The organism is Microbacterium sp. 3J1 (assembly GCF_001049495.1).
GTDB lineage: Bacteria > Actinomycetota > Actinomycetes > Actinomycetales > Microbacteriaceae > Microbacterium.
Genome location: NZ_CDWI01000004.1, coordinates 21,489 through 42,172, shown reverse-complemented (window position 1 = coordinate 42,172; position 20,684 = coordinate 21,489). Strand labels below are relative to the sequence as shown.

18 protein-coding genes are annotated in these 20,684 nt (G+C 70.2%); 12 read left to right on the top strand and 6 right to left on the bottom strand.

Annotation, left to right across the window (positions count from 1 at the left end; genetic code table 11):
• The first annotated feature begins 29 nt into the window (after window positions 1-29).
• The 4 genes from BN2660_RS02125 to BN2660_RS02110 are packed head-to-tail and all read left to right on the top strand — an operon-like array spanning window position 30 to window position 2,481.
• Window positions 30-485 (top strand): FAS1-like dehydratase domain-containing protein, encoded by a 456-nt coding sequence (locus BN2660_RS02125; RefSeq protein ID WP_091226683.1) that lies wholly within the window; start codon window positions 30-32, stop codon window positions 483-485.
• Window positions 485-883, top strand: a complete 399-nt coding sequence (locus BN2660_RS02120; RefSeq protein WP_091226680.1) for a MaoC/PaaZ C-terminal domain-containing protein — start codon at window positions 485-487, stop codon at window positions 881-883. Before BN2660_RS02125 ends, BN2660_RS02120 begins: the two co-directional genes overlap by 1 nt.
• Window positions 884-897: 14 nt before the next feature.
• Window positions 898-2,028, top strand: a complete 1,131-nt coding sequence (locus tag BN2660_RS02115; RefSeq protein WP_091227096.1) for a UDP-N-acetylmuramate dehydrogenase — start codon at window positions 898-900, stop codon at window positions 2,026-2,028.
• Between the two features lie 51 nt (window positions 2,029-2,079).
• Entirely contained in the window at window positions 2,080-2,481 is a 402-nt protein-coding gene (locus BN2660_RS02110; RefSeq protein WP_091226678.1) for a VOC family protein, read from the top strand.
• A gap of 9 nt (window positions 2,482-2,490) precedes the next feature.
• Here BN2660_RS02110 and BN2660_RS02105 read toward each other — a convergent pair whose 3' ends face one another.
• Both BN2660_RS02105 and ald read right to left on the bottom strand, forming a co-directional pair.
• On the bottom strand, window positions 2,491-3,690 hold the full coding sequence (locus BN2660_RS02105; RefSeq protein ID WP_091226676.1) for a pyridoxal phosphate-dependent aminotransferase: 1,200 nt from the start codon (window positions 3,688-3,690) through the stop codon (window positions 2,491-2,493).
• A gap of 95 nt (window positions 3,691-3,785) precedes the next feature.
• The gene (gene ald / locus BN2660_RS02100; RefSeq protein ID WP_091226673.1) at window positions 3,786-4,880 is read right to left on the bottom strand and encodes an alanine dehydrogenase; all 1,095 of its coding nucleotides are present in this window, start codon (window positions 4,878-4,880) and stop codon (window positions 3,786-3,788) included.
• Between the two features lie 113 nt (window positions 4,881-4,993).
• Here ald and BN2660_RS02095 point away from each other — a divergent pair, with 113 nt between their 5' ends.
• Both BN2660_RS02095 and BN2660_RS02090 read left to right on the top strand, forming a co-directional pair.
• Window positions 4,994-5,503 carry an Lrp/AsnC family transcriptional regulator gene (locus BN2660_RS02095; RefSeq protein WP_091226670.1) on the top strand — a complete coding sequence of 170 codons (510 nt, stop codon included), beginning with the start codon at window positions 4,994-4,996 and terminating at the stop codon, window positions 5,501-5,503.
• A gap of 125 nt (window positions 5,504-5,628) precedes the next feature.
• Window positions 5,629-6,711, top strand: coding sequence for an AraC family transcriptional regulator (locus tag BN2660_RS02090; protein ID WP_091226668.1), 1,083 nt, complete (start codon window positions 5,629-5,631; stop codon window positions 6,709-6,711).
• Window positions 6,712-7,004: 293 nt separating this feature from the next.
• Here BN2660_RS02090 and BN2660_RS02085 read toward each other — a convergent pair whose 3' ends face one another.
• The 3 genes from BN2660_RS02085 to aceA all read right to left on the bottom strand — a co-directional run bounded on the left by BN2660_RS02085 (window position 7,005) and on the right by aceA (window position 10,553).
• Entirely contained in the window at window positions 7,005-7,439 is a 435-nt protein-coding gene (locus tag BN2660_RS02085; RefSeq protein WP_091226666.1) for a hypothetical protein, read from the bottom strand.
• A gap of 101 nt (window positions 7,440-7,540) precedes the next feature.
• A complete protein-coding gene (gene aceB, locus BN2660_RS02080) occupies window positions 7,541-9,196 on the bottom strand; it encodes a malate synthase A (protein WP_091226663.1) in 1,656 nt (551 codons plus the stop codon).
• A 31-nt stretch (window positions 9,197-9,227) separates the two neighbouring features.
• A complete protein-coding gene (gene aceA, locus BN2660_RS02075; RefSeq protein ID WP_091226660.1) occupies window positions 9,228-10,553 on the bottom strand; it encodes an isocitrate lyase in 1,326 nt (441 codons plus the stop codon).
• Between the two features lie 133 nt (window positions 10,554-10,686).
• Here aceA and BN2660_RS02070 point away from each other — a divergent pair, with 133 nt between their 5' ends.
• On the top strand, window positions 10,687-12,150 hold the full coding sequence (locus tag BN2660_RS02070; RefSeq protein ID WP_091226658.1) for a helix-turn-helix domain-containing protein: 1,464 nt from the start codon (window positions 10,687-10,689) through the stop codon (window positions 12,148-12,150).
• Between the two features lie 108 nt (window positions 12,151-12,258).
• Here BN2660_RS02070 and BN2660_RS02065 read toward each other — a convergent pair whose 3' ends face one another.
• Window positions 12,259-13,779 carry a PucR family transcriptional regulator gene (locus BN2660_RS02065; RefSeq protein WP_255304989.1) on the bottom strand — a complete coding sequence of 507 codons (1,521 nt, stop codon included), beginning with the start codon at window positions 13,777-13,779 and terminating at the stop codon, window positions 12,259-12,261.
• A gap of 97 nt (window positions 13,780-13,876) precedes the next feature.
• Between BN2660_RS02065 and gabT the strand changes: the two genes are divergently transcribed.
• The 5 genes from gabT (at window position 13,877) to BN2660_RS02040 (ending at window position 20,682) form a co-directional block, all read left to right on the top strand.
• A complete protein-coding gene (gene gabT / locus BN2660_RS02060; RefSeq protein WP_091226653.1) occupies window positions 13,877-15,244 on the top strand; it encodes a 4-aminobutyrate--2-oxoglutarate transaminase in 1,368 nt (455 codons plus the stop codon).
• Window positions 15,245-15,349: 105 nt separating this feature from the next.
• A complete protein-coding gene (locus BN2660_RS02055; protein ID WP_091226651.1) occupies window positions 15,350-16,729 on the top strand; it encodes a flavin monoamine oxidase family protein in 1,380 nt (459 codons plus the stop codon).
• Complete coding sequence (locus BN2660_RS02050; protein WP_091226648.1) at window positions 16,729-17,613, top strand: universal stress protein; 885 nt, start codon at window positions 16,729-16,731, stop codon at window positions 17,611-17,613. The genes BN2660_RS02055 and BN2660_RS02050 overlap by 1 nt, the downstream gene beginning before the upstream one ends.
• Window positions 17,613-19,157, top strand: a complete 1,545-nt coding sequence (locus BN2660_RS02045) for an APC family permease (RefSeq protein ID WP_091226645.1) — start codon at window positions 17,613-17,615, stop codon at window positions 19,155-19,157. Before BN2660_RS02050 ends, BN2660_RS02045 begins: the two co-directional genes overlap by 1 nt.
• Window positions 19,158-19,215: 58 nt before the next feature.
• Window positions 19,216-20,682, top strand: a complete 1,467-nt coding sequence (locus BN2660_RS02040) for an NAD-dependent succinate-semialdehyde dehydrogenase (protein WP_091226642.1) — start codon at window positions 19,216-19,218, stop codon at window positions 20,680-20,682.
• The last annotated feature ends 2 nt before the right edge of the window (window positions 20,683-20,684 follow it).

Here is a 20,684-nt window from a genome sequence, read left to right as displayed (position 1 = left end):
CTGTCAGGAGCCCTCGGTAGGATCGAGGGGTGGCAGTGAACCAAGATCTGGTCGGCCGGGAGTTCCCGCCGACGTCCCCTTACCTCGTCGGCCGAGAGAAGGTGCGCGAGTTCGCGCGCGCCGTCTTCGCCGACGCCCCTCAGCACGCCGACGTGGAGGCCGCGCGCGCCGCGGGCTTCGACGACGTCGTGGCTCCGCCGACCTTCGCGATGGTCATCCAGGACCACACGCTGCAGCAGCTGCTGTCGCAGCCCGACTCGGGCATCGTCCTCGCGCGCACCATCCACGCCGAGCAGCGCTTCGCGTACACTCGGCCGATCGTCGCGGGCGATGAGCTCACAGGCCGGCTGCGCGTCACCGGCATCCGGATGATGGGCGGCAACGCGATGATCACCAGCGAGGCCGTGATCGCGGATGCTGCGGGCGACCACGTCGTCACCGCGACCAGTGTGCTCCTCGTGGGCGCAGAAGAAGGAGCCGAGTGATGCCGTTCGCCGTCGGAGACGTGATCGCCGAGCGCACCGTCCACCTCACCCGCGAGTCGCTCGTGCGGTATGCCGGGGCCTCCGGTGACTTCAATCCCATCCACTACCGCGATGACGTCGCGGCGTCCGTCGGCCTGCCCGGCGTGCTCGCGCACGGCATGCTCACGATGGGCATCGCCTCGTCGGTCGTCGTGGCGGCGCTCGACCCGGGAACACGGATCCTCGACTACGGCGTGCGCTTCACGAAGCCCGTCGTCGTCGACCCCGTCGACGGGGCCGACCTGAACGTGCTCGCCACCGTGGGTGCGGTCGACGACACCGCCACCCGCATCGACCTCAAGGTCACGTTCGGCGAGACGACCGTCCTGGTCAAGGCGCAGCTGCGCATCGCCGCCTGATGGGCGACCCTGTGGTGCACGAGATCCCGCCGCTGCGGCTGTCCGCGCTGACGACGCTGCGCACGGGCGGAACCCCCGAGCGCATGCTCGACGCGTCGACGACGCCGGAGCTCGTCGACGCTCTCGCCGACGTATGGTCCCGCGGCGACGAGTGGTTCGTCCTCGGCGGCGGATCCAACCTCTTCATCGGGGACGAGCCGTTCGACGGCACTGTGATCCGTGTGCTCACCCGCGGGATCGAAGAGCTCCCCTCGCCGCATGAGGGGCGGATCCGGCTGCGGGTGCAGGCCGGGCACAGCTGGGACGACCTCGTCGCGCACTCCGTCGAGCACGGGTACGCGGGGCTCGAGGCCATGAGCGGCATCCCGGGAACCGTCGGCGCATCCCCCGTGCAGAACATCGGCGCGTACGGCCAGGAGATCCAGGAGACGCTGGTCGAGGTCGAGCTCATCGACGAGGGGGCCGCCGAGCCCATCGTCGTGCCGGCCGCAGAGCTCGGTCTCGGGTTCCGCACCTCGGTGCTCAAGCATCACTACGGCAGCGTGCCGGAGCGCCGTGCCGTCATCCTCTCGGTCACCGTCGACCTGCTCGTCGCCACAGAGCGCGTCGTCCGCGGCGAGCAGCTGCGCCGGGCGCTCGGCCTCGATTCCGACGCTCCGGTGCCGCTCACCTGGGTGCGCGAGCGCATCCTCGCCACGCGGGCCTCGAAGGGCATGCTTCTCGACGACAACGACCCCGACACGCACGGCGTGGGATCGTTCTTCCAGAACGCGATCGTCCCCGAGGCCGTCGCGCGCATGCTGCCGCCCGAGTGCCCGCGGTGGCCGGTCGCCCCCGACCTCGATGCGGTCACGGTCATCCCGCTCGCGTCGTACGAGGGTCTCGTTCCCGCCACGAAGATCGAGGCGCCCGACGTGAAGGTGAGCGCGGCCTGGCTCATCGAGCAGGCGGGGATCCGCAAGGGGTTCGCGCTCCCGCGGTCTCGGGCCTCGGTCTCGACCAAGCACGCCCTCGCGCTCACCAACCGGGGCGGGGCGACGGCTGCGGAGGTCTCGGAACTGGCGCGCTTCATCCAGAACCGCGTGCACTCCGAGTTCGGCCTGGTGCTGCAGCCCGAGCCCGTGCTGCTCGGCGTCGAGCTCTGACGACCGCCGTGCCCGCCTGACAACGTCACCCGTTCGCCGTACACTCGCGGGATGAGCGGACTGATCCCCTACCTGCTGTTCCCCGGAAACGCGGCCGAGGCGCTCGAGCACTACCGGTCGGTGTTCGGCGGCGAGCTGCAGACCCTCGCCTACGCGCAGGCAGGTCGCCACGACGGACCGGCCGACGCGATCGCGCACGGGCAGCTCTCGGGTCCCGTCGAGCTCGCGGGGGCGGATGCCGGGGCGGATGACGACGCGGTGCAGATGAGCGGGATGTTCCTGTCGCTGCTCGGCACGGCCGATGCCACGACGCTGACGAGCTGGTTCGACCGGCTCTCAGCCGGCGGCAGGGTCATCGACGCGCTGCAGAAGCGGCCCTGGGGCGACTACGACGGCACGCTCGTCGACCGCTACGGCATCCGGTGGCTCATCGGGTTCCACGACGAGGACTGAGCGCCGCCGTCAGCGGAACAGGCGCTGCAGCCGCTGGACTCCCTCGAGGAGCTGGTCGTCGCCGAGCGCATACGACATGCGGATGTAGCCCGACGGGCCGAACGCCTCGCCCGGTACGACGGCGACCTCGGCCTGCTCGAGGATCAGGTCGGCGAGCTCGAGAGAGGTGGTCGGCGTGACACCGCCCCACGTGCGGCCGAGGAGGCCCTGCACATCGGGATACACGTAGAACGCGCCGAGCGGGTTCGGCACCACGAGGCCGTCGATCTTCGACAGCTCCGACACGATGAGGCGGCGACGGCGGTCGAACGCCTCGCGGAACTGCTCCGCCTCGGTCTGCGGGCCGTTGAGGGCGGCGACAGCCGCCTTCTGAGCGACGTTGTTGACGTTGCTCGACAGGTGCGACTGCAGGTTGCCGGCGATCTTGATGGCATCCGCCGGTCCGACCATCCAACCGACTCGCCACCCGGTCATCGCGTAGGTCTTCGCGACGCCGTTCACGAGGATCGTCTGTCCGGCGAGATCGGGCACGGCCTCGACGATCGAGGTGGCCTTCACTCCCTCGTAGGTGAGGTTCTGGTAGATCTCGTCGGAGATGACCCAGATGCCGTGCTCGAGCGCCCATGCGCCGATGGCCGCGGTCTCCTCGGCGGTGTACACGGAGCCGGTGGGGTTGGAGGGCGAGACGAACACGAGCACCGTGGTGCGCTCGGTGCGGGCGGCCTCGAGCTGGTCGACGGTCACCTTGTAGTCCTGGTCGGCGCCGGCGAAGACCTCGACGGGCGTGCCGTCGGCGAGGCGGATCGCCTCGGGGTAGGTCGTCCAGTACGGCGCGGGCAGCAGCACCTCGTCGCCCGGGTTCACCACGGCCTGGAACGCCTGGTAGACCGACTGCTTGCCGCCGTTCGTCACGATGACCTGGCTCGGCGACACCTCGAGGCCTGAATCGCGCAGCGTCTTCGCGGCGATCGCCTCGCGCAGAGCGGGCAGGCCCGGAGCCGGGGTGTACCGGTAGCTCGCGGGGTCGGCGAGAGCCTCGGCCGCCGCATCGACGATGAACTGCGGTGTCGCGAAGTCGGGCTCGCCGGCCGCATACGAGATGACGGGCTTGCCTTCGGCCTTGAGGGCCTTCGCCTTGGCGTCGACCTTGAGGGTTGCCGACTCGGCGATGGCGGACAGCTTGCGGGAGAGGGGGGCGCGTTCGGTCACGATTACGAGCGTACTCGGATCGGCCCGCCGGATGACGGGCCGCCTGTCGTCAAGAATCGAGGTTCTTTCACCGGCTCGCGTGTGAGCGGTGAGCCTCAGGCGGTCGGGAGGCCGTGCGCCTGTGCGACCGCGTCGAGCACGATGCGACCGCCCTGGACGTTGAGCCCCTTCGCGAGGGCGGCATCCTCCGAGGCCGCCCGCTCCCAGCCCTTGCCTGCGATGGCCGACACGTACGGGAGGGTCGCGTTCGTGAGTGCGCGAGTGGCCGTCTCGGGTACCGCGCCGGGCATGTTGGCGACGCAGTAGTAGATGGAGTCGTGCACCGCGAAGGTGGGGTCGTCGTGGGTGGTCGGCCGCGACCCCTCGAAGCATCCGCCCTGATCGATCGCGATGTCCACGAGCACCGAGCCCGGCTTCATGGTGGCCACCATGTCGTCGGTGACCAGCTTGGGCGCCGCGGCGCCGGGGATGAGAACCGAGCCGATGACGAGGTCCGCGCTCGCGAGCTCTTCCGCGATGTCGTAGCGGCTCGAGGCGCGCGTCTCGAGCGCGCCGCCGTAGCGGTGCTCGAGCTCGCGCAGACGCGGCAGTGAGATGTCGATCACGGTGACCTTCGAGCCGAGACCCAGGGCATTGGCGGCGGCGTGCTCGCCGGCGACCCCGCCGCCGATGACGACGGTCTTCGCGCGTGGGGTACCCGCGATGCCTCCCATCAGCACACCTCGTCCGCCGGCGGAGCGCATGAGCGAGTACGACCCCATCGTGACGGACAGTCGGCCGGCGATCTCGCTCATGGGCACGAGCAGCGGCAGGGTGCGGTCGGGCAGCTGCACGGTCTCGTAGGCGACGGCCGTCGTGCCGGCGTCGACGAGCGCTGCGGTGAGGGAGCGGTCCGCCGCGAGGTGCAGGTACGTGAAGAGCGTGAGGTCATCACGGAGGAAGCCGTACTCCTGGGCGATCGGCTCCTTCACTTTGATGACCAGCTCGGCGTCGCCCCACGCCTGATCGGCGGTCTCGACGATCTCGGCTCCGGCGATGCGGTACGCCTCGTCCGAGATGCCCGAGCCGACACCCGCGCCGGCCTGCACGAGCACGCGGTGGCCCTCGCGCACCAGGCGGTCGGCCCCGGCGGGGGTGAGTGCGACCCGGTTCTCGTTGTTCTTGACCTCTGTGGGCACGCCGATCTTCATCGATCCTCCATATGACCTCGTGAAACTGCCACCAGGTTCGCAGAAACAGCGATGTCACACCAGAATCGCTGAAGAAGATTCGCTCGACGCCGGAATCCTGCATAATCGTTCGCATGGAGACGACATCCGCCGGTGCGCAGCCGAACACTGTTCGGGCCCCCGCGCTCGACGCGATCGACGCTCGGATTGTGCAGCTCCTCAGCGCCGACGGCCGCATGACGAACGCCGAGCTCGCGGGGCACCTGGGCGTCGCGCCGTCCACCGCCCATGCGCGGCTGAAAGCTCTCGTCGACCGCGGCGTGATCAGCGGCTTCCACGCGAGCGTCGACGAGCGGATGCTGGGCGCAGGCCTGCAGGCCGTCATCGGCGTCACGCTGCGTCCGAGCGGTCGGCGGGAGAGCATCGTGGAGTTCGCCGACCGGGTGCGGGTGCTGCCGCAGGTGATCCAGGTGTTCTTCCTCGGCGGCGACGACGATTTCCTGCTGCACATCGCGGTGGCGGATTCGTCGGAGATGCGCGAATTCGTCCTCGAGCACCTCTCGGCCCAGAGCAGCGTCGCCTCGACGAGGACGAGCATCGTGTTCGACTACCACCGCAACTCGGTGGCGGCGTCGTTCCGCTGACCTCGTCCGCACGGGGTGACGGGTGCGGGATGTCGTATATTGCGTGCCCTCCGACACCTGCATAAGGTGAGGGCCGAAACGAGGGCGCGACGCTGTGGGAGTGACGCGCCCGGCTGGGGGAGCCGATGGGGCGAGTACTCACCGACGCGCAGATGAGCGCGTGGCTGCGACGGCTGTCGGGTGGCGAGCCCGAGTCAGGGCTCCGGGGAACTCCCGGAGGATCCGCGCTGCCCGGCTGGTTCACCGAGAGCGTGATCCGACTGGACGGGCATCTCGGGATGCTCCAGCTGTCGAACTTCGGAACGATGAGCGCCGAGGATCCGGCTGCGTTCGAAGCTGCTCTGCTGCGCCGCTCGATCGGCTCGACCGTCCTCTTCAGCACGCTGGAGACCCCGCACACGGTCACCTACGAGCCGCCGCCGGAGACAGACGGGGACATCGTGATCGTCGGCTTCGCGCGACATGGCGGCCAGCGACTCCGCACGGCAGGCGGGACGCGGCTCATGAGCGTGGGGCGCATGGGCTTCATGTCGAGCCTCGGCGGGTCTGCAGTCGAGCACCTCGGGGTCAGCGAGACCACAGGGGTGGTGGTCCCGGCATCCGCCGTGCCCGATCATCGGCACGTGCTGGCGCGCGGAGCGGAGCTCTTCCCCGACACCCCTCTCACGCGTGCAGCGGGTGCCTCCCTCGTGCGGATGCTGTACGAGTGGTCGCAGGACTCCGACGGCGACCCGCGTGCGCTCGCCGGCACGGAGTCGATGCTCCTGGCCGTGGTGCGCGGTCTCTTCCGGCAGTTCCCCGGTGCGCGGGGGACCGACCGCACGACCGAGCATCGCGCTGCGGCCGCGCGGGTGATCGAGCGCCGGCATCGAGATGCGGACTTCGACATCGATGCGCTGGCGGCGGAGCTCCACATGAGCCGGCGACAGCTGTTCCGCCTGTTCGCCGGCACGGAGGAGAGCCTCGCGAGCCGAATCCTCCGGCGGCGGCTGGAGACCGCGCGCGACGAGCTCCTCACGCTGCCGCCGCTGGACCTGTCGGCCGTCGCCACGCGGTCCGGCTTTCCCGATGCCCCGGCGCTCCGGGCCCAGTTCGGGCGCCACATCGGGCTCAGCCCGAGTGCGTTCCGTCTCGAGGCGCTGTCGCATCCGCCGCGCCTCGCCGAGGCGATGCTGCTCAGCGACGAGCAGACGCGCCCCGAGGTGTGAATCCCCCGGGTGCGTGCGATGTCACGAGAGCGCAGATCCCGTGCCATCGGCGTCATCGCGTGCCCGGCTGGCCGCGTCCGGTGACAGGAACGGCGGCGATCGCCCATGCATGCGATGCCGCGCATAACCTGAGCGTGCCCGTGCCCCAGACGGGCCCTGGTGAACGGTGAAGAGGGGACCGCGGCCCCTCGGATCCGCTCGTCACGGCTTCCGGACGAGGCCTCCCCGCCCGTCCGGAAGCTCGGGGGCGCCGCGAGAGCGCGGAGGCGCAGCCGGTCTGTCTGCCCGAGCGCTCAGGCCCCGTACGACGAGGGGAGCGCGCAGTAGTCGGCGAAGCGGCGCGTGGGGTTCTCGGGATCGGTCACGTCGACGATCGCCGACGCGATCGAGTGCGGCGCCTCGGCACCGGCGAGCTGCCAGACGATGTGGTTCCACAGCCCGCGCGTGCCCTCGTCGATCAGGGCGGCGGGGCCGGAGACGACGAGCACCGTGCCGGCGCTCTCCGCAGCCCGGAACGGCGTGATCACGTCGTCACGCAGAGCCTGCCCGTCGCCGTCCGCGCTGTGCGCGCGTTCGACCTGCTGACCTGCGTCGGCCAACGCCGCTGCGAGGTCGTCGGCCGCGCGACGCGAGCGCTCGGCATCCGCTCCGCTGACGACGAGCAGACGCCTGCCGCGCGGGTAGAGGTGGAGGAATTCGGACGAGATGTCGTTCCAGACGGCAGCCATGCGTTCAGGCTACGCCTGCGGAGCGGGGGGAGCTCCGGCTCACACACGGCGGGGCCCCGTGGATGCCGGGGGCAGCATCCACGGGGCCCCGCTGTCGCGCGTCAGACCTCGTCGACGAGGTACCGACTGTACGCGCCGAGGGTGAGGAACGTGGGGAAGTCCTCCTGCAGGGCGACCTCGCGGAACACCGATGCGGCGTCGTCGAAGCGGTCGCCGGGGGAGCGGGTGACTCCGGCCAGCTCATCCCGGATCAGCTCCTCGACGTACTCCGCCGTGATGGCCGTGCCGTCCTCGGTCGTGCGGTCCTGGTGGATCCACTGCCACACCTGCGACCGGCTGATCTCCGCGGTGGCGGCGTCCTCCATGAGGTTGTCGATCGCCACGGCGCCGAGACCGCGCAGCCACGCCTCGAGGTAGCGGATGGCGACCGAGACGTTGTCGCGCACGCCCTGAGCGGTGATCGGTCGCCCGATGTGCAGGTTCAGCAGATCGGATGCGGTGACCGACACCTCCGGGCGCTGACGGTCGACCTGGTGGGGGCGCTCGCCGAGCACCGCGTCGAACTCCGCCTGCGCGGTCCGGATCAGGTCGGGGTGGGCGACCCAGGTGCCGTCGAATCCGTCGCCGGCCTCGCGCTTCTTGTCGGCCGAGACCTTTTCGACCGCCCGGGCCGTCACCTCGGGATCGCGACGGTTCGGGATGAACGCGCTCATGCCGCCGATCGCGTACGCCCCCCGCTTGTGGCAGGTCTGCACGAGCAGCTCGGTGTAGGCCCGCATGAACGGCACCGTCATCGTGACCTCGCTCCGATCGGGGAGCACGAAGCGCGCCCCGCGGCCGCGGTAGTTCTTGATGATGGAGAAGATGTAGTCCCAGCGGCCGGCGTTCAGACCCGCGCAGTGGTCGCGCAGCTCGTAGAGGATCTCGTCCATCTCGAACGCCGCCGGCAGGGTCTCGATCAGCACGGTCGCGCGGATCGTGCCGTGCGAGATGCCGAGGTACTCCTCGCTGAAGGAGAAGACGTCGTCCCACAGCTTCGCCTCTTCGCTCGACTCGATCTTCGCGATGTAGAAGTACGGCCCGCGACCGCGGGCGATCAGCTCCTGCGCGTTGTGCAGGAAGTACAGCCCGAAGTCGACGAGAGAGCCGGATGCCGAGGTGCGGCGCCCCGCGCGGTCGATGAAATCGACGTGCTTCTCGGGCAAGTGCCATCCGCGCGGCCGCATCACGATCGTGGGAGTGCGCTCGGCGGTCACCCGGTACTGCTTGCCCTCGGGGGAGGTGAACGCGAGCTCGCCGCGGATCGCGTCGCGCAGCGACAGCTGCCCCTCGATGACGTTCTTCCAGGTCGGACTCGTCGCGTCCTCCTGATCGGCGAGCCACACGCGAGCCCCGGAGTTCAAGGCGTTGATCGTCATCTTCGGGTCGGTGGGACCGGTGATCTCGACGCGGCGATCCTCGAGGCCCGGCCCTGCGCCGGCGACCCGCCATGACGCGTCCTCGCGGATGTGGGCCGTGTCCTCGCGGAACCGGGGGTCGTGCCCGTTGCCGATCTCGAAGCGCCGGCGCATCCGGTCGGCGAGCCGGTCGTGGCGGCGGGACGCGAACCGGTGGTGCAGCTCGGTGAGGAAGGCGATCGCCTCAGGAGTGAGGATCTCGGCGTAGCGATCGCGCAGCGGGCCGGTGACGGTGATCGCCGGGCCCTGCTGAGTGGTCTGGATCGGAGCGGTGGTCGGGAGAGCGGTGGGAGTGGTCATGATCGTGTGTCCTTCGGAGGCGGCGTGGGGATCAGTGGAATTGCGCGGCTTCGGTGGAGCCGGCGAGGGCCAGGGTGGCGCTGTCGGGGTTGAGCGCGGTGGAGATGACGTCGAAGTAGCCGGTGCCCGCCTCGCGCTGGTGCTTGGTGGCGGTGTAGCCGTCCGCCTCGGCGGCGAACTCGGCCTCCTGCAGCTCGACGTACGCGCTCATGGCGCGTTCGGCGTAGCCGCGGGCGAGGTCGAACATCGAGTGGTTCAGGGCGTGGAAGCCGGCCAGCGTGATGAACTGGAACTTGTAGCCCAGGTCCGCCAGCTCCTGCTGGAATGTCGCGATCTCGGCATCCGACAGGTGGCGCTTCCAGTTGAAGCTCGGAGAGCAGTTGTACGCGAGCATCTTGCCGGGGAACTCGGCGTGGATCGCGGCGGCGAACTCGCGGGCGAGCTCGATGTCCGGCTCTCCGGTCTCGACCCAGAGCAGGTCGGCGTAGGGGGCGAACGCGAGTCCGCGGCTGATGACCGATTCGATGCCCGCGCGGATCCGGTAGAAGCCCTCCGGGGTGCGCTCGCCGGTGGTGAACTGCTGGTCGCGCTCGTCGACGTCGCTCGTGAGCAGATCGGCGGCGAGAGCGTCCGTCCGGGCGATGATGACCGTCGGCACCCCGGCGACGTCGGCCGCGAGGCGTGCCGCGTTCAGCGTGCGGATGTGCTGCTGCGTGGGCACGAGCACCTTGCCGCCCAGGTGGCCGCACTTCTTCTCGCTGGCGAGCTGGTCCTCCCAGTGGATGGCGGCTGCGCCCGCCTGGATCAGCGACTGGGCGAGTTCGTACGCGTTCAGCGGGCCGCCGAAGCCGGCCTCGGCATCCGCCACGATCGGCGCGAGCCAGTCGCGGGTGATCTCGCCCTCGGCGTGCTCGAGCTGGTCCTGGCGCAGCAGGGCGTTGTTGATGCGACGGACCACGGCGGGAACGGAGTTCGCCGGGTACAGGGACTGGTCGGGGTAGGTCTGGCCCGCGAGGTTGCCGTCGGCGGCGACCTGCCAGCCCGAGAGGTAGATCGCCTTGAGTCCCGCTCGCACCTGCTGAACGGCCTGGCCGCCGGTGTAGGCGCCGAGCGCCCGGACGTAGTCCTCGGTGTGCAGGAGGTTCCACAGGTTCTCGGCGCCGCGGTGGGCGAGCGTCGACTCCTCGCGGACCGAGCCGCGGATGCGGAGCACGTCCTCCGCGGAGTACGTGCGCTCGACGCCGTCCCAGCGGGGATCCGTGTCCCAGATCTCCTGGAGCTCGGCGGCCGTCTGAACCTGGTCACCGGCGCGCATGCCGGCAGGACGCGGGGTGGGGTTCGATGCGGTGTTCGTCATGGTGTCTCCTCCGTGGGTCCGGCTGCGGTGCCGGGTGCTGGTGGTTCCACTGTGGGTGAAGAAGTGAACCGATCCCGACGGGTTCAGGGGTGAAGATCGGTCGAAATTCTGTTTCTGTGACAGAATCGGCCGCATGAGCCCTTCGACGAGCCAGATCTCTGAGGCGCAGGATGCCGACGCCCTGACGATCGGGCGCCGGATCCGGCAGCTCCGCACCGCGAGGGGGATGACGCTCGACGATCTCGCCGCCGCGGTCGATCGGGCCCCGAGTCAGATGTCGATGATCGAGACCGGCAAGCGGGAGCCGAAGCTCACCCAGCTGCAGGCCATCGCACGGGCGCTCGGCGTCACGATCGACGCGCTTCTCGAGGGCGAGCCGCTCGACGAGCGCAGCGCGATCGAGATCGCGCTCGAGCGGGCGATGAAGGGGCAGACCTTCCGGGCTCTCGGCATCGAGCCCTTCCGCATCGCGAAGAGCGTCCCCACGGATGCCCTCAGGGCGCTGCTCGCGCTCCACGGCGAGATCGACAGGCTCAAGGACGAGCGAGCGGCGACCCCGGAAGAGGCGCGCCGTGCGAACGTCGAGCTCCGCCACCTGATGCGCCGTCAGGACAACCACTTCGCGGAACTCGAGGCGAAGGCCGCCGAGATCCTCGACGCGGTGGGGCATCCGGGCGGCCCGCTCACGCAGCGGAGCGCCTCGGAGATCGCGGCGTACCTCGGGTTCACGCTGCACTACGCCCCGGACCTCCCGCAGACGACCCGCAGCGTCGCGGATCTCGCCCACGGCCGTCTGTACCTGTCGAGTCGCGTGCCGGCCAAGGGCGATGCGCGCACCGCCGTGCTGCAGGCGTTGTCCAGTCGCATCCTCGGCCATGCCGAACCGCGCAGCTACGCGGAGTTTCTGCGCCAGCGAGTCGAGACCAACTACCTCACCGGGGCGCTGCTCATCCCCGAGTCGCACGTCGTGCCGGCGCTGAAGGATGCGAAGGCGCGCAGGGCGATCTCGATCGAGGATCTCCGCGACGCGTACTCGGTGTCGTACGAGACCGCCGCGCACCGATTCACGAACCTCGCCACCCGCCACCTCGACATACCCGTGCACTTCCTCAAGGTCCACGAATCGGGGACGATCACGAAGGCGTACGAGAACGACGACGTGAACTTCCCGACCGACCGTCTCGGCGCGATCGAGGGGCAGATGTGCTGCCGCAAGTGGACGTCGAGGGTCGTCTTCGACGAGGACGACCGATTCAACCCGTACTACCAGTACACCGACACAGGCAACGGCACCTACTGGTGCACTGCTCGAGTGGAGGCGTCGAGCGAAGGCCTGCACTCGGTCAGCGTCGGTGTGCGTTTCGACGACACGAAGTGGTTCGTCGGGCGCGACACCGCCCACCGCGGAGTGTCGAAGCACTCCGTCGAGGTGTGCTGTCGCCGGGCCCCCGCCGAGCTCGAGGGGCGCTGGCGCGAGAACTCCTGGCCGAACGTGAAGACCCCGCGCACGCTGCTGGCGACGCTGCCGACCGGATCGTTCCCCGGTGTGGACACGACGGACGTCTACGAGTTCCTCGAAGCGCACGCCCCGCGCTGAGCGCGTCGCCACAGGCGGGCCGGATGGCTGGCGGATACCCGTTCGGCTGGACGCTCGCCCGCCGGCGGGCCGCCGTGCGGACGCCGGCCAGCCATCCGGCGGGCGCGCCTAGTCTCTCGCCGTCTGCAGCAGCGTCCACAGCTCCGCTCGGGCGGGGAACGACGACAGGTCGATGCCCAGCAGCATCCCGGCCTGGGCGATGCGCGACCGCAGGGTGTGGCGGTGCACGCCGAGCGCGACGGCGGCCGACTCGGCCTTGGCGTCGTGCTCGAGCCAGGTGCGCAGGGTTCTCTCGAGATCGCCGCCGACGCGGGCGTCGTGATCGCGCAGCGGCGCCAGGCGTGACTCGGCGACGAGTCGAGCCTCATCGGTGGCCAGGGCGCTGAGGATGCTGGACCCCACCGCATCGGCGTACCGCGACACCCCCGCGTCGGACTTCTGGCGCAGCGCGGTGAGGGCCTGGGCGTGGGCGCGGGAGAACACCCCGTACGACTCGGGTCCCGACGCTCCGATGCGGATGCCGAAGCGGTGGGCGATCTCGTCGAGCAGCGCCTCGTCGTCGGCCGACACGCACATGGTGAGCCCCTCGTCGGACTCGGCGACGAAGGAGGCGGTGCCGTGCTCGGAGCGGCGACGCTCCCACCAGTCCGTGAGGGCGCCCGTCGGGGCATCGCCGGTCACGGCCACGATGACGGGCGCCGGGGGGAGGCTGCCGAGCACCCTCCGTGCGAGCGACGGATCGTCGCCGAGCAGTGATCCCAGCAGCTGCGTGTGCAGGCGTCGGCGGCTGCGGGCGAGCTGCTCGCTCTGCTCGAGGGCCAGCCCGGCCATGGCGATGACCGAGGTCACGACGGTGCGGGCCTCGGGGTCGAGCGCGTCGATCGCGAGGGCGATGACCCCGCGCAGCTGGCCGCCGCGACCCACCGTGAACAGCATGAACGTCTGCTCCTCGACGGCGAGGGACTGGCCCGTCTCGAGGCCGCGCGCGAGGACCTCCGCGACCCGATCGCCCAGCCCCGCCCGCACGGAGGCGCTCACGGCGTCGCGCGGGTGCGCGTGAACGAGGGCCCCGGAGGCGTCGTACATCCCGGCCCAGACGCCGAGCCGGCGGCCGAGCTCGGCGACGGTGGCGTCGAGCCCGCGAGGACGCAGGGCGGCGAGCGCGAGCGCCCGCTGGGTGTCCAGCGCCCACGAACGGCGGGCGTACGCCTGGGCGGCGATCGCCTCGGAGTGCGCGCGGGCCACCGCGATGAACGGCGTCCGGTACGGCACCTCGAACAGCGGCATCCCGCGCCGTGCGCACGCCTCGATGAGCTCGTCGGGCACTCCGGGCCGGTGCACCTCGGTGCCGAAGCCGAGCCCGAGCACCCCGCGATCGGCCAGACGATCGACGTAGACCTCGATGTCCGAATCACGGTCGAACTGGGTTCCGGTGGTCAGCAGCGCGAGGTCCTCGGCGAGGAACGGCGTGGGGTCGGCGAGGTCGGAGCTGTGTACCCAGCGCAGCGGGCGGTCGAGCGCGGCGTCCGGCAGGAGCTCGTCGGCCGAGACGAGGCGGAGTCCGAGGTCGCGCCTGCGCAGGAGGGCGCGCAGGGTCGGTACCTCCGTGACGTCCGCGTTCACGCTCACTCCCGTCGGGCTACATGTACGGTCGGGCGAAGTGCCCGATGAGATTGTACAGTCCGGTGAATGCAGGCATGCCGTCGGCCGCCGTACGCTCGCCTGCATGGCACTCCTCGACACCGCAGCTGTTGCAGTTCCCCTCGGCGGACCCGAGCTCCCCCAGGAGCGACGCCTGATCACGGAGCTTCCCGGGCCCCGCTCGGCAGAGATCCTCGCCCGCAAGGCGCAGGCCGTGCCCGCGGGTGTCGGCCACACCGTCCCGGTCGCCACGGTCGCCGCCGGCGGGGGAGTGGTCGTGGACGCCGACGGCAACTCGCTGATCGACCTCGGCTCCGGCATCGCCGTGACGACCGTGGGCAACTCCCACCCGAAGATCGCCGCGGCCGTCGCCGCGCAGGCCGCGCAGTTCACGCACACGTGCTTCATGATCTCGCCCTACGAGTCGTACATCGAGGTGGCCGAGGCGCTCAACCGCATCACGCCGGGCGACTTCGCCAAGAAGAGCGCGCTCTTCAACTCCGGCGCCGAGGCCGTGGAGAACGCGATCAAGATCGCGCGCAAGCACACCGGTCGCCAGGCCGTCGTCGCCTTCGACCACGGCTACCACGGCCGCACCAACCTGACCATGGCGCTCACCGCCAAGTCGATGCCGTACAAGAGCGGGTTCGGCCCGTTCGCGCCCGAGGTGTACCGCGCGCCCATGTCGTACCCCTTCCGTGACGGGCTCGACGGTCGCGAAGCCGCCGCCCGCGTGATCCTGCAGCTCGAGAAGCAGATCGGCGCCGACAACCTCGCCGCCGTGATCATCGAGCCCATCCAGGGCGAGGGCGGTTTCATCGTCCCGGCCGACGGCTTCCTCCCGGCCATCGTCGAGTGGTGCCGCGCCCACGGCGTCGTCTTCATCGCCGACGAGGTGCAGACCGGATTCGCCCGCACCGGCCACATGTTCGCGAGCGAGATCTTCGGCATCGAGCCCGACCTGATCACGACGGCCAAGGGCATCGCGGGCGGTCTGCCGCTCGCCGCCGTCACCGGCCGCGCCGAGATCATGGACGCCTCGCACACCGGCGGCCTCGGCGGCACCTATGGCGGCAACCCGATCGCCTGCGCCGCGGCGCTCGCCGCGATCGACGTCTTCGAGAACGACGGCGTCATCGAGCGCGCCCGCGAGATCGGCGAGATCCTCACCGGGCGCCTCGCCGCGATGCAGGAGAAGGATGCCCGCATCGGGGACATCCGCGGCCACGGCGCCATGATCGCCGCCGAGTTCGTCGACCCCGAGACCAAGGCCCCGGATGCCGCGCTCACGGCCGCCGTCGCCAAGGCGGCGATCGCACAGGGCGTCATCGTCCTCACGTGCGGCACCTACGGCAACGTCATCCGCTTCCTCCCGCCGCTGTCGATCGGCGACGATCTGCTGAACGAGGGCCTCGACGTCGTCGCGGACGCCCTCGCCTCGGCGGCCCGCTGACCCGCGGCCGCCTCTCGCGGCGGCCGCCACCACACGTCCGGCCGTGGCTCGTATCGGGGGATTTCAAGTCACGGCCGGCACTTTTTTCCAAAGAAGGAGATACACATGGCTGAGATCACTCGCGACGTGCTGATCATCGGAGCCGGCGCCGCCGGACTCACCGCGGCGAACGACCTGCGCAAGGCCGGCCTGTCGGTCGCCGTGCTGGAGGCCCGCGACCGCGTCGGGGGTCGCCTGTGGACCGACGTCATCGAGGGCGCGATGCTCGAGATCGGCGGCCAGTGGGTCTCGCCCGATCAGGACGCGCTGAAGGACACGCTCCAGGAGCTCGGGCTCGAGACGTACAGCCGCTACCGCGAGGGTGACAGCGTGTACGTCGGCCCCGACGGGCAGGTGCACCGCTTCACGGGCGAGATGTTCCCCGTGTCCGCCGAGACCGAGGCGGTCATCGCCGAGATCACCGAGCGCCTCGACGCGATGGTCGCCGAGATCGACCCCGACCGTCCGTGGGAGCACCCTCTCGCCAAGGAATGGGACTCGATCACCTGGGACGCCTGGCTCCGCGTGCAGACCGACGACGACGAGGCCGTGCGCAACCTCGCGTTCGCCACCGGATCCGCGATGCTGACCAAGCCGACGCACACGTTCTCGCTGCTGCAGTCCCTGCTCATGGCCGCGTCGGCCGGGTCGTACTCGAACCTCGTCGACGCCGACTTCATCCTCGACGAGCGCGTCGTGGGCGGCCTGCAGCAGGTCCCGATCCTGCTCGCGGAGCGCCTCGGCGACGACGTCTTCCTGAACCAGCCGGTGCGCTCGCTCGAATGGGGCGCCGACGGCGTCACCGCGACGACCGACGACCTCACCGTCCGGGCGCGCTTCGCGATCCTCGCCCACGCGCCGGTGCTCTACGACCGCATCTCGTTCGTCCCGCCGCTCCCGCGCCGCCAGCACCAGATGCACCAGCACCTGTCGATGGGCTTCGTCATCAAGGTGCACGCTGTCTACGACCGCCCGTTCTGGCGCGAGCAGGGTCTGAGCGGCACCGCGTTCAGCCCGTACGAGCTCTCGCACGAGGCGTACGACAACACCAACCACGGCGACGAGCGCGGCACCCTCGTCGGCTTCGTGTCCGACCAGAACGCCGACGACGTGTTCACCCTGACGGCCGAGGAGCGCAAGGAGCGCATCCTCGAATCGCTCTCGCACTACTACGGCCCCGAGGCCAAGAACCCGGTCGTCTACTACGAGAGCGACTGGGGCACGGAGGAGTGGACCCGCGGCGCGTACGCCGCGAGCTTCGACATGGGCGGTCTGCACCGCTACGGAGCCGACCTGCGCTCGGCGGTCGGACCGATCCACTTCGCCTGCAGCGACATGGCGGGCGCGGGATACCAGCACGTCGACGGGGCGATCCGCATGGGCCACCTGGCCGCCTCGAACATCGTGGAGTCGACGCGCGCCGGCGACTCGGTCGAGGCCGGCTGATGACCGGGTCGGTCGTCGTCGGCTACACGGCGACGGATTCGGGGGCGGATGCCGCGGCGCTGGGCGCCCGGCTCGCCCGGAGCCTCGGCGCGGTGCTGCACCTCGTCATCGTGCTCCCCAACGAGGGCACCCGCAGCGCGGCGGTGCCGCCGGAGCGCGCCTACGAGGACCACATCCGCCGTCAGGCGAAGCAGTGGCTCGAGGAGGCGGTCTCCGGGCTGCCTCAGGAGCTGGTCCGCAGCGGTCATGTGCGTTTCGGAGAGTCCTTCGCCGAGGGGCTCATCGCCGCGGGCGAGGAGTTCGGCGCCCGGCTCATCGTGGTGGGCGCCGCCAACGGCAGCATCTTCGGACGCCACCGCCTCGGCAGCGTCGCCTCGGAGCTCGTGCACTCCTCGACCATCCCGGTCGCGCTCGCGCCGGCGGGGACGTCCTCGCAGGACGACCACGTCCTCCCGCGGGTGACCGTCGCCGTCGGCACCCGCCCCGGCGCCGACAATCTCCTCGACGAAGGTGTGGCGGTCGCGGGCGATGCCGGCGTCTCCCTGCGCCTGGTCTCGCTCGTCCCGTTCGACGTGCCTCCGGGGCTCGACACAGGCGCCATCCGCGTGGTCGGCGACGAGCACGCGCAGGAGGTGCTCGCGGTCGCGGCCGAGATGCTTCCCGACGGCACGGAGGCCGTCGTCGAGGAGGCTCCCGGCGACAGCGTCGAAGACGCCGTCGCCCACCTCTCCTGGCTCCCCGGCGAGGTCATCCTCGTCGGATCGAGCCGTCTGGCGCAGCCGCGCCGTCTGTTCCTGGGCTCCACGGCGGCGAAGATGCTGCACGAGCTGCCCGTTCCCATGATCGTCGTCCCGCGCACCCGCGCCGAAGCAGGAGTCCGCTGATGAGCAGCACGAACCGGGCGACGGAGCCCGTATCCGGTGTGACGACCGGGATCTCCCAGAAGGGCCTGAGCGCGGGAGCGGTCGGCGTCGTCGGCGCCGTCGTCATCGGCGTCTCCACGATCGCGCCCGCCTACACCTTCACAGCGGCCCTCGGTCCCACGGTCGCCGTCGCCGGCACCCAGGTGCCCGCGATCATCCTCGTCGGCTTCATCCCCATGCTGCTGACGGCGTTCGGCTACCGCGAGCTCAACCGCGAGATGCCCGACTCCGGCACGTCGTTCACGTGGGGCGTGCGCGCGTTCGGCCCGTGGATCGGCTGGATGACGGGGTGGGGGCTCATCGCCGCCACGGTCATCGTGCTGTCCAACCTGGCGGGCATCGCGGTCGAGTTCCTCTTCCTGCTGATCTCGCAGCTGAGCGGCAACCCCGACATCGCCGATCTGGCCTTCAATCCGATCATCAACGTGGTCGTCTGTCTGCTCTTCATGCTCGGCGCGACGCTGGTGTCGTACCGCGACATGCAGACCACGCAGAAGTTCCAGTACGTCCTGGTCGGATTCCAGGTGATCGTGCTCGTCGTCTTCGCCGTCGTCGCGCTCGTCAAGGCGGTCTCCGGCGACGCGCCCGATCCCACCGCGTTCTCGTGGTCGTGGTTCAACCCGTTCGAGGTCCCCACGTTCAGCGCCTTCGCCGCCGGGCTCTCCCTGTCGATCTTCATCTTCTGGGGATGGGACGTCGTCCTCACCATGAACGAGGAGACGAAGGACCCGTCCAAGACCCCCGGTCGGGCCGCCATGGTCACGGTCGTGGTCGTCGTGAGCCTGTACCTGCTGCTGGCGATCGGACTCATCATGTTCGCCGGCGTCGGCGACGGATCGCTCGGGCTCGCTAACGAGGACATCTCCGCGAACGTCTTCTTCGCCCTCAGCGACCCGATCCTCGGGCCGCTCGCCTTCCTCGTCTCGCTCGCCGTGCTGTCGAGCTCCGCCGCGTCGCTGCAGTCGACCGCGGTCGGCCCCGCCCGCACGCTGCTCGCGATGGGCCACTACGGCGCACTGCCGAAGAAGTTCGCCAAGGTCAGCCCGCGCTTCTTCACACCCGGCTACTCGACGATCGTGTCTGCCGTGGTGGCATCCGTGTTCTACGCGGTCATGCGCCTCGTGAGCGAGAACGTCCTCACCGACACGATCCTGTCGCTCGGCATGATGATCTGCTTCTACTACGGCCTCACCGCGTTCGCGTGCGTCTGGTACTTCCGCCGGCAGTGGTTCGACTCGGCGCGGAGCTTCTTCTTCACCTTCCTGTTCCCGCTCGTCGGCGGTGCGATCCTCGCGGTGCTGTTCGTCACCACGCTGATCGACTCGATGGACCCGGCCTACGGCAGCGGGTCGAGCATCGGCGGCCTCGGCCTCGTGTTCGTCCTCGGCGTCGGCATCATCGTGGTCGGCATCGTCGTGATGATCTGGCAGTCGATCGTACGCCCCGCCTTCTTCCGCGGCGAGACCCTCACCGCCGACGCCCCGCCGAGCCTCCGTCGCCGCTGACACCACGTCGCCGCGATCCCCGACATCTCAGCCGAACGCCCCCAGAGAAAGAGATTCCATGAGCACTCAGACAGAGCAGGCGCTGCTCGACAGCATCCCCACCGGCCTCTTCATCGGCGGCGAGTGGATCGACGGCGAGACCGGCGGCACGTTCGACGTGAAGGACCCCGCGACCGGCGACGTCATCCGCACGATCGCCGATGCCACGCCGGCCGACGGCATCCGCGCGCTGGATGCGGCCGTCGCGGCGCAGGACTCGTGGGCGGCCACCGCGCCGCGCACCCGCAGCGACATCCTGCGCCGGGCATTCGACCTCGTGCAGGAGCACAAGGAGGACCTCGCGCTGCTGATGACCCTCGAGATGGGCAAGCCCCTCGCCGAGGCACGGGGAGAGGTCGGATACGGCGGCGAGTTCCTCCGGTGGTTCAGCGAGGAGGCGGTGCGCATCAGCGGCCGCTACGGCATCAACCCCGAGGGCACCGGCCACATGGTCGTGTCGCATCGCCCGGTCGGCCCCTCGTTCTTCGTGACGCCGTGGAACTTCCCGTTCGCGATGGCGACCCGCAAGATCGCCCCGGCTCTCGCAGCCGGCTGCACCGTGGTCATCAAGCCGCCGGCACTCACTCCGCTGACGACGATGTTCTTCACGTCGCTGCTCGAGAAGGCCGGTCTCCCGGCCGGCGTCGTCAACGTCGTGCAGACCTCGAAGTCCTCGGCGCTCTCGGCCCCGATCATCGCCGACCCGCGCCTGCGCAAGCTGTCGTTCACCGGCTCGACCGAGGTCGGCCGCAAGCTCATCGCCCAGGCCGCCGAGGGCGTGCTGCGCGTGTCGATGGAGCTCGGCGGCAACGCCCCGTTCGTCGTGTTCGACGACGCCGACCTCGACAAGGCGGTCGACGGCGCGCTCGCGGCCAAGTTCCGCAACATCGGCCAGGCGTGCACCGCGGCCAACCGGTTCATCGTGCACAAGGACGTCGCGGGCGAGTTCGCCAAGCGCGTCACCGAGCGTGTCGAGGCCATGAAGATCGGCCGCGGCACCGAAGAGGGCGTCGCGATCGGACCGCTCATCGATGCGGATGCGGTGGCCAAGGCCGGCGAGCTGGTCGATGACGCCGTCGAGCGCGGCGCCACCCTGCTCGCGGGTGGCAAGGCGGTCGAGGGGACGGGCACGTTCTACGAGCCCACCGTGCTCACCGACGTCGTCGCCGGCTCCGCGATCCTCCGCGAGGAGATCTTCGGACCGGTGCTCGCGATCGCCACGTTCGAGACCGAGGAGGAGGCCGTGCGCCTCGCGAACGACACCGAGTACGGCCTCGTCTCTTACGTGTTCACCGAGAACCTGCAGCGCGGTCAGCGGATGATCGACGGCCTCGAGACGGGCATGATGGGACTCAACGTGGGCGTGGTCTCCAACGCCGCGGCACCCTTCGGCGGCGTCAAGCAGTCGGGCGTCGGGCGCGAGGGCGGACTCGAGGGCATCCACGAGTACCTGTCCACCAAGTACACGCTGATCCCGGTCTCCTGACC